The 19,855-nt window shown below is 30.2% G+C and carries 4 protein-coding genes; all 4 read left to right on the top strand.

Features of this window, described 5'->3' with window-relative positions:
* Nucleotide 1: 1 nt before the first annotated feature.
* The 4 genes from ACQPVP_RS00020 (at nucleotide 2) to ACQPVP_RS00005 (ending at nucleotide 19,713) form a co-directional block, all read left to right on the top strand.
* The gene (locus tag ACQPVP_RS00020; RefSeq protein WP_430846010.1) at nucleotides 2–5,308 is read left to right on the top strand and encodes a beta-N-acetylglucosaminidase domain-containing protein; all 5,307 of its coding nucleotides are present in this window, start codon (nucleotides 2–4) and stop codon (nucleotides 5,306–5,308) included.
* A 256-nt stretch (nucleotides 5,309–5,564) separates the two neighbouring features.
* Entirely contained in the window at nucleotides 5,565–9,791 is a 4,227-nt protein-coding gene (locus ACQPVP_RS00015) for an alpha-L-fucosidase (RefSeq protein WP_430846008.1), read from the top strand.
* 49 nt (nucleotides 9,792–9,840) lie between these two features.
* Nucleotides 9,841–14,226 (top strand): glycoside hydrolase family 2 TIM barrel-domain containing protein, encoded by a 4,386-nt coding sequence (locus ACQPVP_RS00010; RefSeq protein WP_430846006.1) that lies wholly within the window; start codon nucleotides 9,841–9,843, stop codon nucleotides 14,224–14,226.
* Between the two features lie 468 nt (nucleotides 14,227–14,694).
* Nucleotides 14,695–19,713, top strand: a complete 5,019-nt coding sequence (locus ACQPVP_RS00005; RefSeq protein ID WP_430846004.1) for a S8 family serine peptidase — start codon at nucleotides 14,695–14,697, stop codon at nucleotides 19,711–19,713.
* Nucleotides 19,714–19,855: the final 142 nt, after the last annotated feature.

Raw genomic sequence — 19,855 nt, 5'->3', positions numbered from 1 at the left:
TATGATAAAGAAATCTAAAAGATATTTATCAGTAATGCTAACAGGTGCAATGGTATTGTCTAATATGCTAGGTACTATTACAGTATCAGCAGAGACTAAAACTAATGAATCATCTACAGCTGAAGTTACTACTAATAGTAGTAATGAATACGAAATTTACCCTGCTCCACAAAGTATAGAATATCAAGAGGGTATTACTAATCTTACTAATGGAGTAAATGTTGTATATGAATCTGGAATAGATGAATATACAAAAGCTAGATTAGAAGATGAAATTTTAAAAGCTAATAATATTAGTTATGAAGTTTCAACTTCTAATAAAATTGTTAATAACAAGACTAATATTTTAGTTGGAATTGAAAACTCTAGCGAATCCGTCGACACTTATGCTGATAAGTATAATATATCAACAGAAAATCTATTTAGTAAAACAGATGCGTACTTTTTAGCTGTAGATAATAATACTATAACTGTTCTTGGAAAAGATACAGATTCAGCATTTTATGGCTTAACTACTTTATACCATGTAATAAATCAAATAGATAATAATGAGATTAGAAATTTTAAAATAGAAGATTACGCAAATGTTGTAACGCGTGGATTTATAGAAGGATATTATGGAAATCCATGGTCAGTTCAAGATAGAGTAGATCTTATGACTTATGGTGGATACTATAAGTTAAATGCTTATTTCTATGCTCCAAAGGATGATCCTAAGCATAGAACAGAGTGGCGTACACTTTATACTGAGGATGAATTAAAGTGGATAAAAGAGCTAGCAGATGCAGGTAATGCTTCTAAAACTAGATTTGTTTATGGAATTCATCCATTTCCATCAAATGATGCCTTTAGTGCAAAAAATTATGATAAAGATTTAGCAGATTTAAAGGCTAAGCTTAAGCAGGTTATAGATCAAGGTGTTAGACAAGTAGCAATACTAGCAGATGACTTTACTAATCCAGGGGGAGAACTAGGACTTAGATTAGTAAATGATATAACAACTTGGTTACAAACTGAAGTAAAGCTTCAATATCCTGATATGAAAACTACATTACCATATATTCCTTTTGATTATATGGGAAATGGCTCAAGTACAGAGTTTAGTTATTTAAAGCAAGCACCAGAAAATGTTCAACTAGTTATGACTGGGGGAAAAGTATGGGGGGAAGTAGCTCAAAGCTTCTCAGAAACTTTTAAAAATAATACAGGTAGAGCACCTTATTATTGGATTAACTGGCCATGTTCAGATAATTCTAAGAAACATTTAATTATGGGTGGTAATGATACATTCTTACATCCAGGAGTAGATCCTACACTTATTGAAGGTATAATGTTAAACCCAATGCAACAATCAGAGGCAAATAAATCAGCTTTATTTGCAGTTGCAGATTACTCATGGAATATTTGGGAGACTAAGGATCAAGCAGATAAGAATTGGAATGATTCATTTAAATATATGGATCATAATACAGCTATAGAAACAGAAGCTTCAAGTGCCTTAAGAGAAATAAGTAAGCACATGATTAATCAAAATATGGATAATCGTGTTACTTCATTAGAAGAATCTGTTGAATTAGCTCCAAAATTAAAAGCATTTAAAGAAAAATATGAAGCAGGTAAAAATGTTAAAGAAGATGCACTAGCTTTAATTGAAGAATTTACAAAGCTTAAGGATGCAGCTAATTACTATAAAAATAATCCAGGAAATGAAAAGACAAGAGATCAAATAATTTATTGGTTAAATTGCTTTGAAGATACAACAACTGCTGCAATTGGATACTTAAATGCTATTATTTCAAATGAAGAAGGAAATAATAATGATGTTTGGATAAACTATTCTAATGCACAAACAGCTTTTGAAAAGTCAAAAACTTATGGATTTAATTATGTAGACCATACTGAATATGCAGAAGTTGGGGTTCAACATATAGTACCATTTATTGAATCATTAGAAGGATATTTAGAACCTATTGTTTTAGGAATAGTTGATCCAAGTACAATTGATCCTAATAGAGCTTTAGCAACAGTTATTACTAATAGAACAGATGTACCAACAGGAAATCTAAATAATGTTCTAGATAATAAGGAATCAACAGAAATTGTTTATAAAAATCCAGCAAGTATAGCAACAGGTACTTATATTGGTATTAAGTACAATAAAGTAATTAATATTAAAAATATAGAGTTTAATTTAGGTGCTATTGCTAATGCAGAAGATACAATGCAAGAAGCTAAGGTTCAATATACAGTTGATGGTGAAGAGTGGATAGACTTAGAGCCGGGAAAAGTATATACAACACCAAGTAAAATTACTATAGAAGGCTTAAATTTAGATGCAATGGGAGTTAGAGTTATTGCAACTAAAGATAGAGAAAATAAATGGTTTGGAATTAAGGATATTACTGTAAATAAGAGTGATTCTGAAGAAACACTAGGAGGATTTACTTATACTGTAATTAAATCTAGTCCATGGGGAATATACCAAGGTATAGAAGAAAGTCTTTATGATGGAGATGATAATAGTTTTGTTTGGTATGATCCAGATAAAGCATATGGTAGCGGAGGAAATAGACCAACAGATCCAGATGCAGCATTAGTTGATGATTATTTAGGCTATGATTTAGGAAAAGTAATAAATCTTGAAAGTACTCATATAGTTGTTGGAAATTCTGGTGGAGATAAATTGGTTAAATATGCAATTGAAACTTCAGTTGATGGAAATGATTGGACTCCAGTAGAGGGTTATTCAAGCTATACAGGTAATTCAGAAGGTAAAGATGTTCTTGATATTAATTTAAATAATCTTGAAGCTAGATATATCAGAATAAGAAACTTAGAGTTAAAAAATAGTTGGATTAAATTTAGTGAATTTACAGTTAAAGAAGCTGTTAAAGCTAGCAGTAAGTATGTATATACAAATACTGATGTTGAATTAAATTCACTTTTAGTAAGCGAAGAATTAACTAAGCTACTTCCAAAAGAAAATATAACTTTACATGCAAATGAGTATGTAGGAATAAAGTTAAATAGAATAAAAGACCTAAGCGAAATTGCTTTAGAAGTATCAAGTATGGATGGATTAACACTACAAAGCTCTATGAATGAAAAAGAATGGGATGATGTTAATTTACAAAGTAAAAGTGATTTAGAAAATGCAAGATATATTAGATTAATAGCTAATAAGGATGTTACTTTCAATTTAAATAAATTTGAAGTTAAATCTAATGAGGTTTATCCAATATCTTTAGATTCATCATTTGTTAATATTAATGGAAATGTATCATCAATATTTGATAAAAACTTTAATACAGCAGCATCATTTGATTCTTTCCCTATAAAAGATAAGAGCATAGTGTTTGATTTAGGACAAACTATTGATATAAGTAATCTTACTTATGCCGTATTAGACACAGAAAAAAATTATTTAAGAGATGCTAAATTCCAAATATCATTAGATGGTAAGGAATGGACAGATGTAATAACTATTGGAGATGGTGTTGAAAATAGTAATAGCGATATTAATTCTAAGCCAGTTGATGCTGGATATAATCATGGAGATAGTACAACTATAGTACCAATATCTCATGCCTTTGTAAAAGGTGAGTTAGATTCAGCTAAGGAAGCAAGATATGTAAGAATATTATTTACAGCAAATTACATGCATAGATGGGTTAATATAAGTGAAATTTTAATAAATGATGGAGAATATATTTCAAATTCTAATAATCCAACATATGTATCTAATCCAATAGAATTAGAAGGCTTTGCGCCATCAAATATTAATGATAGAAACTTAACTACAGCTTATAAGCCAAATACTAATAATGGACAAATAAAATCAGGAAGCTTAACATATCGTTTATCTGAAAATACTAATGTGAAGAAGATAAATATTGTTCAAAGTGGTAATGATATTTCAAATGCTAAGGTAATGGTTAGAACAGGATATAATGAAGCAGGGGAAGAAGTTTGGAATCAAATTGGAACATTAGATAAGAGTTTAAATGAAATTGTAAATTCTAAATATGAGAATATTTATGAAATAAGAATTGATTGGGAAGGAAAAGCCCCTACTATTTATGAATTAGTTACAATTAATGATAACAATCTACCAAATGTAACTGATTTAGAACAACTAGTAGAATCCTCTAATAATTATGTAAAAGATAATTATACAGTTGGAAGCTTTAATAAATTTACAGAAGCTTTAGAAAAGGCAAAAGCTGTATTAAACAATGCAGAAAGTGCATCTCAAGATGATATTGATAATGCTAGAGAAGAATTATTAAATGCAATCACTGGATTAGTTGACATTCAAGATTTAACAGCTGTTATAAGTAAAGCAAATACTATTATAGAAAGTGATATAGAATACACAGAAGCAACAATTAATGCTCTTAAAAAGGCTATAGAATCTGCAAATGTTATTTTAGCAAATGCTGATGCAACAAAAGATATGGTAACAGAGGCTATAAATGATGTTAATAAAGCTATTGATTCTTTAGTTGTAGTTGAAACAAAACCTGCAAATAAGGAGCAATTACAAGCTTTAGTTGATAAGGCAAGCTCAATATCTGAAGAAGATCTTTCAAAGGTAGAAGATAAATCATTAGTTACTGAATTTAAGGAAGCTTTAGAAGAAGGTAAATCTATATTAGCAGATAAAAATGTAACACAAGATGTTATAGATGCATCAGTAACTAGATTGAGTAAAGCTATAGAAGCTTTAGCATTAGAAAATAACACTAAGGAAGAATTAACTTCTTTAATGGAAAAAATAATGAATTTAAATAGTGAAAACTATACAGAAGATTCATGGAAGGCTTTATCAGATAAATTAGAAATAGCTAAAGAAGTACTTTTAAATAATAATGCAACTGAAGAAGAAGTTGCAAAGGCTTATAATGAACTATTTAAAGCTTTCTCTGAATTACAATTAAAACCAAGTAAAGAAAGACTTAAAGCTTTAATTGATAAAGCAGAAAAATATAATAAAAAAGATTATACAAAGGAAAGCTTTAAGGTTCTTAGTGAAAAATTAAAAGAAGCTAAGAAAGTATTGAAGGATAAAAAGGCTACAGAAGCAGATATATTAAAAGCAGAGCTTGAACTACAACAAGCAATAGATCAGCTAGTAGTAAAAGATAATAATTCTAATAATGGAAGCAACAATGGTAGCAATACATCAGGATCTGGAAGTAATGATTCTAGCAAGCTACCTATAACAGGTGGTACTTCAGCACTTGCATTAGCAGGAATTGCAACATTACTAGTTGGTGCTGGATCTATTTTAAGAAGAAGAAAGTAATTTTCATTTCCCCGGGTCTCAGGGGAAATCCCTGAGACCTAATTATTTATAAATAAATATATAAAAATTCTTAAGTAAATCTATAAATTTCTAATAGGTTTATCAAATGATAACAAATTAATTATTATTAATGCTATACTTTAATGGAATAAATTGAGTATAAACTAAAAATGAAATGAAGGGATAAAATATCAGAGGTATTGAGTGGGTAAAATTTAATTAATATTTTATATAAGATTTATGGAGGGGAAAATATATGAAAAGGGTAAAAAAACTAGTATCTACTATAATTAGTGCAGGTATGGCATGTCAAATACTACCTATAACTGCAATTGCTGCTGAACTTAATACTGTAAAGCCACCAGAAGCATTTGGTGCAACACCTAATGAGTCTCAATTACAGTATCATGAAGAAGAACTGGCAGCTTTTATTCATTTTGGGATGAATACATTTACAAATAGTGAGTGGGGAAATGGAAAAGAAGATCCAAATACTTTTAATCCTACAGATTTAGATGCAGATGAATGGGTAAAAACATTAAAAGATGCAGGATTCAAACGTATTATTATAGTAGGAAAGCATCACGATGGATTTGCAATATGGAAAAGTGCAGTTACAGAACATGATATAGAAAAGAGCACTGATTGGCAAGCTACTCAAGGTGGAGAAGGGGATGTATTGGAGGAGGTTTCTAAGGCATGCACTAAGTACGATATGGATATGGGAATTTATTTATCACCATGGGATGCTAATGCACCTTCTTATGGCTATGGAACAGGGACTAATGATGAAACAGATAGCAATGGTGATTATAATGAATTTTATATGAGTCAATTAAGAGAGATACTAGGAAATGATAAGTATGGGAATAACGGAAGATTTGTTGAAGTTTGGATGGATGGTGCTAAAGGAAGTGGAGCAGCAGCTCAAAATTATAAATTTGAAGAATGGTTTGATTTAATAGAAGAATTAGAACCTGGTGCTGTAGTATTTAGTCCATATGGTTCAACTGTAAGATGGATAGGTAATGAATCAGGAAAAGCAGGAGATCCAGTTTGGTCAAAAGTTAACCAAAAGCGCATAAGAGATAGATATAACTCAGGCGCAGGAGATGAAAATCAATATCTTAATAATGGAGATCCAAATGGTGATATATGGAGTGTAGGAGAATGCGATGTATCATTAACAAGTGGATGGTTTTGGCATTCAGGAAATGGCCCAAAGACTATGGAGCAATTAACAGATATATACTTTAGTTCAGTAGGAAGAGGTCAACCTTTGTTACTTAATGTAGCACCAGACAAAACAGGACATTTTACATCAGAAGATATTGCTAGAATAAAGGAGTTTTCAAGTGCTATTAATAACTCATTTGATGAAAATTTAGCAGAGCCAACAACAACTAGTGCTACAGCTTCATCAGTTAGAGGAAATAGCAATGATTACAGTGCAAATAACGTATTAGATGATAATAATGATACTTATTGGACAATGGATGATGGACAAACTACCGGAAATATAACAATAGATTTAGGTGGAGAAAAGACTTTTGATATTGTATCTATTGAAGAATATATAAAGCTAGGACAAAGAGTGTCAGAATTTTCAGTGGAAACGTATTCTGATGGAGAATGGAAAGAATTTGGAAAAGGATATACAATAGGAGCAAAACGATTAGTTAGAAGTGCACCAGTAAAAGCTACTAAAATTAGAATAAATATTAAGAGTTCTTTAGCTGTACCATTAATTGAAAATGTTGAAGTTTATAAGGCAGATGAAGATTTTGAAGTGAAATCAGTAGTACCATCTGGTACAGACTTTATTGATAATGTAAATTTTGAAAATAAGAATAGTTGGACCCAAGAAAATATTGGTATAGGAAATACTGGAATGTATTCAAATACTAAAGGAAAAGATGCAAGTTTTACATTTACAGGAACAAAAGCATGGGTTATTGGGACTTTTGATCCAGGACATGGAATTATGGAAGTGTGGGTTGATGGTAAAAAGGTTTCAGATGTGGACACTTATAATGCAAAAAGATCAATTTCTCAAATCTTATATGAAACTGATGATTTAGATTATGGACAACATACGGTGAAAATAGTTATTAAAGGAGAAAAGAATGCCTCATCTTCAGGTGCATTTATAGGATTAGATGGTGCTTATTATTTAAATAATAATGCAGCAGGAATGTTTGAAATAGAAGATACTAATTATACAGTTAATGAAGGTGAAACAAAAGAAATAACTATAAAAAGAGTAGGAGGAAGTAAGGGAGAAGCTACAGTACATTTTTCCACTTCTCCAGATAGTGCTGTTCACGGTAGACATTACAAGGATATAACTAAAACAATAATATTTGCTGATGGACAAACAACAGCTAAGGTTTCTATTGAAACTATAGATAATGAAGAAAAGGGCGGAAATGTAAAATTCTATTGTAATATTGATACTCCTACAAATGGGGCGATAATAGGATTTAATAAGAAATCAGAAGTAACTATTATAGATAATGATATTAACATCGATAAACCTTATACAGAGGAAAATCCTTTTGTATTACCTAGCACTTTAGAAGAGAAAAAGCTATTAGAAGCTGAATTATTTACTCTTAATCCTATAGAAGGTAGTAAATATGTAAGAATAACAGAAAAAACTGAAGCAAGTAATGGGAAAATGGTTACTTGGTTTGAAACAGGAAACAAGATAAGAGTTCCTTTTTATGCTGAAAAGCCAGGGGTGTATACTTTTAATATGTCCTATCAATCAGGAAGAAGTGAAGGTAATCTAAATAAGGTTAATTGGAGTGGAACTAATATTGAATCAGGTAGTAAATCAGTACCAGGAACAGGTAATCAAAATCCAGTTCCTATAATAAAGACAAGCTTTGATGTTACAGTAACAAAAGCTGGTGCTGGAGAGTTAATATTTACAGCTGATGCACAATCTTCACCCAATATTGATGTTTTTGAAGTAACACCTAAAGATTTAAAAGAAACTACACATACTGTTACTGCTACTGCAGGAGAGAATGGTAGTATTAGTCCATCTGGATCAGTTACTTTAGAAGAAGGAAAATCTAAAACATTTACTTTTACACCTAATGAGGGTTATGAAGTTAGTGATGTTATAGTAGATGGAGCTTCAGTAGGGGCTAGAGATAGCCATACTATAGAAAACATAAAGAAGGATATGACTATAAGTGTTATTTTTAAATTAAAGAATACAGAAAATAGCAAGCTAAATAGTGAAGAAAATCCTATTATATTAACATCTGAACCAATAGTAATTGAAGCTGAGAAATTAGAGTTAGATGGTATAGGTGGAGAAATAGAAAATAAAGAAGGCGCTAATGAGGGGAAAGTTGTAGGTTGGCTAGGTAATACAAGTAGAGGAAATGCATGGCTAAATATGTGGGTAAACTCAGAATTAGCAGCATTATATGATATCGAAATAAGATACTTTGCTGGAGCAAATAATACTTTATATTATACAAATAATGATGAATCAATATTAGGGGAAATAGAATGTAATAAAACAGAGCCTAATTTTGAAACAAAAACTATTAGAGTTTCACTTAATAAAGGATTAGATAAATTAAAGTTTTTTAATAATAACGAATCAACAGTGAATATTGATAGCATTAAGATAACAAAAGTAGGGGATTTAGTTGATAAATCAGAACTAAATACAGCTATAGAAGAAGCTAATAAAATAGACACATCAAAATACACACCAAAAAGCTTAGAAAAATTTAATGAAGCATTTATAATTGCACAAAATTTAGCATCTAGTGAAGAAGCAACACAAGAAGAGGTTAATGAAGCTGTAAACACACTAAAGGATGCAATAGAAAAATTAATTCTTATAATAGATAAAACAGAATTAAATGCAGTTATAGAAAGTGCAAATAAAGTAGACATATCAAAATACACACCAAAAAGCTTAGAAAAGTTTAATCAAGCATTAAAAGTTGCAAATAGTGTAGTATCTAATAAAGAGGCGACACAAGAAGAAGTTAATGAGGCTATGAATATACTAAATAGTACTATAGAAAATCTTGTAGTAAAAGCAGATAAAACAGAATTATTAAATTTAATAGAAGAATCAAAAACTATTGATCTAGATAAATATACAAATGAAAGTGTATCAATATTAGAATCTCTAATTAAAAAATCAGAAACTATAATGAGTGATGAAAATGCAACACAGGAAAGTGTAGATAGCATAAAATTAGAAATTTTAAATGCTATTGATAATTTGGTTGTAGCTAATAACGATAATAATGGTAATGAAAATAACAACAACGATAATAACAATAATGACGGAAATAATAACAATAGTAGCGGTAATAACAGTAATAATAACGGTTCTAAAAATTTACCTAATACGGGTTCTGAATTGGGAAATATATCTAGTACTATAGCAATTGCATTATCTTCAATTGGTGCAATATTATTTAGAAAAAAAGAAAAATAATATTGTTCAAATAAACTAACAAAATTACATGATAAGAGGAGGATTTTAGATGAGAGAATTTCAAAAAAAATGTTGTGCATTATTGGTAGGGATGTCTGTAATGACAAGTTCAATTCCAATAACTGTGAAAGCAGAAACGAGACAGACACAAAATGCAGAAACAGTTTATGTAGGTTTTATTAAGGATGGAGAAAGATCTACAGTATTTAATCAAGATTGGCGTTTTTATAAAGGTGATCAATCTGATGCAGAGGCTGTTGATTTTAATGATTCATCTTGGCGTTCTTTAAATTTACCACATGACTGGAGTATTGAAGGAGATTTTACTGTTGAAGGTGAAGCTGAAAGTGGGTTTTTACTTGGAGGTACTGGATGGTATCGTAAACACTTTGTTGTTCCAGAAAAATATAAAGGAAAGGAATTTACTATAAACTTTGATGGAGTATATATGAATGCCGAAGTTTACGTGAATGGAAAATTAGTAGGTGAACATAATTATGGTTATACTGCATTTGCCTTTGATATTACTGATGAATTAGTATGTGATGGACTAACTGAAAACGTAATAGCTGTAAAGGTTAAGAACCCAATTCCTTCAAGTAGATGGTATTCTGGAAGTGGAATATATAGAGATGTTACTTTAACAGTTACAGACGAAATACATGTTGGACATTTAGGAACAACAGTAACAACACCAAATGTTGAAACACAAAAAGGTGGAAATGTTGACGTAGTAGTTGATACTGTAGTAGAAAATGAATCAGATAAAGCTACTGATATTAAACTTAAAACTACTGTTATAAATTCTAATGGAGATGAAGTTAGTACACCAGTAGAATTAACTAAGAATATAGCTGCAAACGAAAGTTCTGATTTTGAACAAACTGCAGTAGTAAATAATCCTGATTTATGGTCAGTAGACAGCCCAAATATGTATAAGGTAAAAAATGAAGTTATAGTAAATGATAATGTAGTTGATACTTACTATACAGATTTTGGATTTAGATATTTTAAGTTTGACAGAGATACAGGTTTCTCGTTAAATGGAGAAAATATGAAGCTTAAGGGTGTTAGTATGCACCATGACCAAGGATCCTTAGGTGCAGCTTCTTATTATAGAGCTGTAGAACGTCAAATGGAAATAATGAAGGAAATGGGAGTAAATGCAATTCGTGTTACTCATAATCCTGCAAGTGAAGCATTATTAGAGATTTGTGATAGATTAGGACTTTTAGTAATAAATGAAGCCTTTGATACTTGGACAAACTCTAAAAATGGAAATGTAAATGACTTTGCTAAATACTTTAATACTACAATTGAAGAGGATAATGAAATAATTAACGGAGAGACAGGAATGTCTTGGGGAGAATTTGAAGCTAAAACAATGGTTAAGACTTCAAAGAATAATCCATCAGTAATTATGTGGTCAATAGGAAATGAAGTTTTAGAAGGAATTGGTGGAGATTCATCTAATTATGCTACAATTGCACAAAATATTATTGATTGGATTCAAGAAGAAGATACAACTAGACCCGTTACTATTGGAGATAATAAGAGTAAGGGTGGACTTGCTAATACAAATGCTGTAGCTATTTCTGATGTTGTAGCTAATGAAGGAGGTATAGTTGGATTTAACTATGCTACTGAAAGTCAATTTAATAGTTTAAGAAATAGTAAAACTAACTGGATACTTTATGGATCAGAAACTAGTAGTGCAGTTCATAGTAGAGGATATTACAAGGTAAGAGAGAAAAACGCGCAAAGTGATTCAGATTTACAATTACCTGAATTTGATAATGATAAAAATAAGGTAGGCTGGGGACATTCAGCAAGTGATGCGTGGAAATATACAATAAAAAATGACTATAATGCTGGAGAATTCGTTTGGACAGGTTTTGATTATATTGGAGAACCTACACCTTGGAATGGAACTGGAACAGGTACTGTTGGAGGGGGAAAAGGAGCAGCTCCAAAATCAAGTTACTTCGGTATAGTTGATACAGCTGGATTTGAAAAAGATGTTTACTATTTATATCAAAGTCAATGGAATGATGATGTAAATACATTGCATATATTACCTACATGGAATGAAGAAGATATTCCAGTTTCAAATGGAAATGTACAAGTTGATGTATTTACAGATGCTTATAAAGTAGAATTATACGTAAATAATAAACTTATTGAAACTAAAACAGCAAAAGAAAACACAACAGCTGCAGGATATAAGTACTATACTTTTGATAATGACTCATTATATCCAAGCTTTAATGTTAAATATGAAGAAGGAACAATTGAAGCTAAGGGTTATGATAAAGATGGTAACTTACTAACTAATACAGAAGGTAGATCAATAATTAAAACTTATGGAGATGTAGCTACTGTAGATTTAAGTGCAGATAATACTACAATAGATGCAGATGGATATGACTTATCTTATATAACTGTTGATTTAGTAGATAAAGATGGAAATATAGCATCAGGTGCAAATAATGAATTAACTTATACTCTTGAAGGAAATGGTAAAATAGTTGGTTTAGATAATGGTAATGCAGCTGATACTGATAGATATAAACCAGAAACAGATAAGTCTGGAACTAGAAGTGCATTCAATGGTAAAGCTTTAGTTATAGTACAGTCAACTAAAGATGCTGGAAAAATGACATTAACTGTTTCAGGTGAAGGTATAGAATCTAAATCAATTAGTATTAATACTGTCAATAATGCTGGAGACGATAAATATTTAGAATCTTATGATATAGTAAAAGATTATTATGTATCATTAGATGAGAATCCAGTATTACCAAAGGAAGTTACAGCTAGATATAGTGATGGAACAACAGAAACTTTAAAGGTTAATTGGAATGAATTTGATAAATCTCAATTAAGCACTCCACAAATATTTAAAGCTACTGGTAAATTAGAAGATACAGATATAGCAGTTGTTGTAAATATACATGTAGTAGGTAATGTGGCATCTATTGAAAATTATTCTACATTTACCTATGCAGGAACAACACCAATATTACCAAATACATTAAGAGGTTATCTTGAAAATGGTTCTGAATCAGAAGAATTTGTTGTTAACTGGAATCTTGATGGATTAGATTTTTCTAAGGAAAATACTAATGTAGTAGTTCCAGGTACTATAGATTTACTAGGAAAAACTTATAATGTTACAGCAAGTGTACGTGTAGCACCAGCATTAAAGACAGCTAGAAATCTTGCTATAAATAAATCTAGTGAAAATAATGATGTTCCAAAGTTATCACAAAGTCCTACAACAATATCAGATAACTTAAGTTCAATTAATAATGGAGTTAAAGCTAATACATCAGATACTCAAGAGCGTTGGACAAACTGGAATGAACGTAATTTAGCAGATGATAATGGTGAACCTAAAGGAGCGTATGTTCAATTTGATTGGAAGAATAAATATGATATAGATCGTTTAGATTTATGGTTATTTACAGATAATTTAAGTGGAGCAATTCCAAAGAAAGTTGAAATTAGTTATAAAGATGAAAATGGAAACTATGTAGTTGTACCACATACAAATACTACAGAAGTATCATATACTTCTGGAGAAACAACTTATTTCTTAAATAATGTTATAAATACTGATAGCATTAGAATTTATATGCAACAGCCACAGTTAGGCAAGTGCATTGGATTATCAGAAGTAAATGTTTATGAATATGTTGAAAAAGAAAATGCTAAAACAACAAATACTTTAACTGAAATAAAATTAGATGGTGAAGTTTTAGAAAACTTTGATCCAGCTACAAAGGAATATACAATTAATTTAGAAAAATTACCTGAATTAGTTGAAGCATCAGCAGAGGAGAATGCAGCAGTAACTATATTACCAATTCATAATAATAAATCAGTAATAGTTGTTCGCGCAGAGGATGGAAGTAAAAATGTTTATACTGTAAATTATGTATTACCAGCACCAAAGGAATATACAGTTACAGTAAATACTGTAGAGGGTGGTTCAGTTGCTGGAGCAGGAAAATATGTAGAAGGTCAAGAAGCTACGTTAATTGCGACTGCAAATGAAGGATACAAGTTTATAGGATGGTTTGATTCAGAAGGAAAGGAACTTAGCAAAGAGGCTACTTATAGATTTATAGTAGAATCTGATTTAGTAGTAACTGCTAAATTTGAGAAGACTCCAGAAGTTGTAGATCCTATTGAACCTACAGATCCAGAAGAACCAACTAATCCAAGCAATCCAGAAGAACCAACTAATCCAGAAGAACCAAGCAAACCAGATAATTCTGGAAATCAACAAAATGGTACTGATGGAAAACAAGATAATAAATTACCTGCAACTGGATCAGTAGTATCAAATACTCAAATAATTGTATTAGCAGGAGTGTTAATAGCCGGTGGAATATTTATAATGAGACAAAGAAAGCCTAAAGTTAAGTAATTTATAAATCTATAAAATAAAAATAAATTGTAATAAAGGAACTTGCATAATGTAAGTTCCTTTTATTTTGCTTTCTATTTTTAAAATAAAATTGTATATTTATGTCGAAATATAGAATTAAAGGTAGTGAATAAAATTTTATATATAAAATTTTTGTTAAAATATTAAAAAAATCAATATTTTAGAATTTTTTTAAAAATATTTTTTAATAAATTTCTAAAATAACATAAAAATAAGTAATTTATTGACAAAAATATAGTTGTTATATATACTAATTCTATCAACATTATTTTCCAAATAAACTAAAAAATATATAATGTGAAAAGGTTTGATTTAAGTTAATGATTTTTAAAGCTATAACTACTGAAATTAAGGAATCGTTTTTTATATAAAATTTGCGAGACCTTGATATATATTTAATAAAATAATGTGAAGATTTTTACATTATCAATAAAAAGGGGGAAAAATATGTTAAAGCGAAAATTGGGGCTAAAAATAGCAACTAGTATCCTTGCAATGACAGTATTTATGTCATTATTAACGCCTATAAAGGCAAGTGCTTACTACAATAATGATAGGATTAATTCAGTAAAGAGCTTGGCAGAAAAGTATAAAGAAGAAATTGAAAATGCAGCAGCTGAGATAAAAATTAATCCTATAAGAGAAGGGGTAGATACAACTACAGAGGAATATCAATCTATAATAGTTGAATTTAACTCACTTCCACTTATAATGCAAGAATCATTAAATAATGGGGCGAAAAATATAGATTCTAGCAAAGAACTTGAAAATGAACATAAGGCATTTGAAGAATTCTTAGCTGAAAAATCTAAAGAAAGAAGTCAAGCATATAAAATAAAATATTCTTATTATAACACATATAATGGTGTTTCTATGGAAGTAAAAGGTACAGATATAGAATCATTATTAGAAAGTGGAGTTGTAAAAGCAATATGGAAAGATGAAGTTGTTAATGTTGATCCAGTTTCAACAGAGGCAGTAAGCTATTCTGTTAATGAAGAAAATTCTAATTCTCGTATGGTAACAAGTACACCTTTAATAGGAGTGGACAAGCTTAGAGAAGAAGGAATAACTGGTGAAGGAATAAAGGTTGGAGTTATTGATACTGGTATTGATTATAATCATCCAGATTTAAAAGATAATTATAAAGGTGGTTATGATTTTATAGATAATGATAATGATCCAATGGAAACAACATATGAGGATTGGCTTGAAAGTGGAGCAGTAGAGTTTATTCAAACTAGTTCTTATTATACATCCCATGGTACTCATGTATCTGGAACAATTGGAGCTACTGGTTCAAATTCAGAAAGTGAATTTGCAGTTACAGGCTTAGCTCCAGATGTAGATTTATATGCATATAGAGTTTTAGGACCATATGGAAGTGGTGCTACATCAGGAATAATTGCAGCAATTGAAAAATCAGTTGAAGATGGTATGGATGTTATAAACTTATCTTTAGGAAGTGGAACTACAGATGCATTATTTCCAGGATCAGTTGCTTGTAATAATGCTACACTAGCTGGTGTCGTTACAGTAGTTGCAAATGGTAATGCAGGTCCGGAGCTTTCAACTATAGGATCACCAGGAAGCTCTGCTTTAGCAATTTCAGTTGGAGCAAGTAGTACTGATATAAAAGTAGAAACATTTGATATTAACTTATCAACTGGAGATTCAGTAAATGGTAGATTACTTGGCAGAAATTTTGAATCACTTGATGATTTTGTTGCTGGGGAATATGAAATTGTATATGGTGGTTTAGGTAGTGAAAGCGAACTTTCTCAAATTGATGCTAAAGGAAAAATAATTCTTATAGATAGAGGAGAAATTACTTTTAGTGAAAAACATACCAATGCGTTAAATGTAGGAGCAGCAGGTATATTAATAGCTAATAATATTGCAAATGAAGAGATTAATCTTTATCTTGGTGAAGATAAAAAGATAGTTACATCTATAGCTATCACTAAAGAAGATGGAGAAAAAATAAAGTCTCTAATCAATGAAGCAAAGGCTAATGAAGATGTATTAAAGACAACTCTTAATATTACAGGTACAACAAAAACAGAAGCAGATATATTAGCAGATTTTAGTTCAAGAGGACCTTCATCAGATGAAACTATTAAGCCAGATGTTGTAGCACCAGGAGATGGAATATTCTCAACTTATCCTGAATATATTAATAGTCCTGAAGATGGAATTGATTATTCTAAGGCTTATTCAAGAATATCAGGTACTTCAATGGCAAGTCCACATGTTGCTGGTATAGTTGCTTTAATGTTGGATAATAATGGAGATATGACTCCATCAGAAGTTAAAGTTGCTTTAATGAACAATTGTGTTGATTTAAAAGGGGATTATCCAATAAATGCTGTTGGGGCAGGAAGAGTTGATGCATATAAGGCAGTTCATAGTGATATTAGTGTAAGTGTAATAGATAAAGCTAATTCATATGATGAAAATTCAGATTTAATTGAATTAGATTATATTACAGGTTCACTATCTTTTGATAGAAATTATATTGATGGTAAAAATAAGGAGAAAACATTAGGATTAAAATTAAAAAATGATGGTGATATCCTAAAAAACTTCAATGTTTCAGTAAAATATTTAGGAGAAGAATCCTTAGCACAAAATGCTGAGTCAAATGGAGTTAGTTTAGAAGTTCCAAATACACTATCAGTTGGAAGTGGTGAAAGCGTTGACTTTAATGCTACTATTAACATTCCAAGTTCTGCTACTTTAGGTAGATATGAAGGTTATGTAATTTTAACTAATGCAGAAGATAGCAATGAAGAATATAAGATACCATTCTCAGCATCTTATATTGAAGCAGGAATAAAGAGTTTAACTTTATCAAGATATGCTATAAGTAATGATTTAGAAATGATGCACTATGCAAAACTTTCAGGAATTGGTGCAACTATTGAAGTTAACTCACCTCTAAGTTACATGGAGATTTATGTAAAGAACTATGAAACAGATGAAACAATAGGATTAGTTGGAAAGGTAGATTTATCCTCTATTCCAGCAGGGTATGGAAATTCATTTTATGCTTTAGATTCAAGAGCATCATACTTCCCAATTGATGAAGATGGAGAAGTAACATACATTAAGAGGGCTTTAACTGATGGAAAATATACTTTAGAATTTATTGCTCATTCTAAGGAAGTAGAAGAAGTTTTTGAGTATAACTATGGAATTTTAGTTGATAATCAAGATGTTACTATGGATATAGATAAAGAAGCTGGAGTATATGAAGTTACAGAAGAGATGATGACTACAGAAGAATATAATGGTCAAGAATATACTGCTTTTTGGCTTCATGGTAATGTTGATGATAATAGTATAGCTGAATTACAAGAAATGGGTTATAACTCTAGTAAGAAAGATATAATAGTTAGTGGATTTAAAAATGGAATGCCGGCTTTTGGTTTGAAAATAGATGAAAATGGTGACTTCATGATTGGCTTCGAAGAATCTGATATGAGTAGCAATGTGATGGAATTCTCACCTATGGCTACAGATATGGCAACTTCACAAAATTTATATTTAGCTCCAAGATATTTCTTTGTTAAAGAAGGTACACCTTATACAAGTGTTACATTAGATAAGGACAGTATGGTTGAAGGCGAAAATATTATTTCAACTATAGGAGTGAATAATTTACAAGCAGGAAGCATATTTAATTTTGAACTACAATATATGAAGGGCTTTGAAGTTATGGATATAAGACTTAATGATGAGCTTCAAAAAATTATCGATGATAATGGTTATACTGTTAGCTTTGAAAAAAGTGTAGATGGCGATTTTTATAGAAGTTTACTATTAAATTTATCTGTTAAGGATAAAGATGGAAACAATGTTAATATATCAGATGATATTGATCTAATAGACGTAGAACTTAAGTTAGTTGATGATTCTGAATGTGAGTTCTATAAAGAATATATTCAATGTATGAGTTCTGAAGTTTTAGATAAAGATGATAATTATGCTGAGATGTCATATACTTCAACTTATGAAGGGGTAAATATAAAACAAAATACATCATCTGTCAGAACAGTTCAAATTGCACAAGGAATTATTGATGCTGTTCAAAGAAATAAGTATACTGAAGATTTAACACAATATATTTGGGTTGAAGATAATAATGGTAATAGGTATGACTTAGAGTATTATGCTAATAATGATGAATATGTTGCTTTTGATTTACCAATTTCAACTGAAGAATACAAAGTTGTTACAGATGTTCCAGGACATTTTAGAAAAGAAGGAAGGTTTGTACCATCTAGAGTTTCTAATGGAGAAGTTTTAGGTAAAGTTTACTACTTATTAGGTTCAGAATTCTATCAATATGCATATGCAGGGGATGTAAATGGAGATGATGTCATTGATATCCATGATGCAATTGAAGTTGCTAAGTATTATGGGAAAAAAGTTGATTATAAGAATGCAGCTGTAGATTTCAATTTTGATGGACTTGTAAATGCTAATGATATGGATTATATAGTAGAAAACTACTTAATAACAAATGAGCAAAATCAAGATGCTAATGAAGGCGAAGAATATTATGATGGAAAAAATCTTGAAGATATTTTAACTGAAATTGGATATTATGATGAAGTTAGATTAGAAGAAATAAATATTAGTGAAAGTAGAATAACTTTAGAGTTAAATGATCCTGAAAATAATACTAAACAACTTGCAGCAACAATGAATCCAGAAAATGTTCCAAATATAGAATTAGAGTGGAAATCTAAAAATGAAAATATAGCTACAGTTGACCAAAATGGTTTAGTTACAGCTGTAAATGCAGGAACAACAATTATACAAGTTTATCCTACAGATGGATCTGCAATACTAAATTGTTATGTTACTGTAACTAAAGATGGTAAAATACCATACATTGAAAATACTGTTGTTAAAAATCCTAATTTAGAAGTAATTGTTGGAGATGAGTTTGATTTAGAATTTAGCTTAAATCCAGAAGATGTAGTAATAAAATCAGTTAGCTATGTTTCATCAGCAGATAGTATAGTATCAATAGTAGATGGAAAAGCAGTTGCTAATAGTGCTGGGAAGGCTATAGTTACAGCTAATATAAATGAAGGGGCAGCATTTATTACCTGGGAAATAAATGTCAAAGCTAAAGATAATAATGGCGGAAATGAGCCAGGAGATGGAGAGAATCCTGGAGATGATGGTAATGGAGATATTGATAATCCAGGAGATAATGGAACTAATCCAGATGATGGAGATAATTCTGGAAACAATGGAAATAATGGAGGCTCAGGAGATGAAGACAATTCTGGTGATATAGGAGGCTCTTCACAAAATTCAATTGATTCAATAAAGCCAAATGATGGAAATTTACCAGCTACAGGTGGAATAGACACATTGCCAATACTAGTTGGATCATTAATATTAGTAGGATTAGGAATATTTTTATCAAAAAAGAAAAGAGCATAATTAAGTAAAGTAAAGCTGTGTACAATTAAAGTTGTACACAGCTTTTCAGTTTGTTGAAAAACCCCCTGTTTAAAAACAGAGGGTTTTTCTATTATTAGTTGTGGATAAAATTTAAGATTAAAAATATTATCAAAATTAATAA

This window comes from Clostridium nigeriense (genome assembly GCF_050585265.1).
Lineage (GTDB): Bacteria > Bacillota > Clostridia > Clostridiales > Clostridiaceae > Clostridium > Clostridium nigeriense_B.
The sequence above is the reverse complement of the archived record's forward strand: the minus strand, read 5'-3'. Positions and strand labels throughout refer to the sequence as shown.

Coding starts and splice junctions, on each gene's coding strand:
- ACQPVP_RS00020 (WP_430846010.1), top strand. CDS start 2: ATGATAAAGAAATCTAAAAGATATTTATCAGTAATGCTAACAGGTGCA.
- ACQPVP_RS00015 (WP_430846008.1), top strand. CDS start 5,565: ATGAAAAGGGTAAAAAAACTAGTATCTACTATAATTAGTGCAGGTATG.
- ACQPVP_RS00010 (WP_430846006.1), top strand. CDS start 9,841: ATGAGAGAATTTCAAAAAAAATGTTGTGCATTATTGGTAGGGATGTCT.
- ACQPVP_RS00005 (WP_430846004.1), top strand. CDS start 14,695: ATGTTAAAGCGAAAATTGGGGCTAAAAATAGCAACTAGTATCCTTGCA.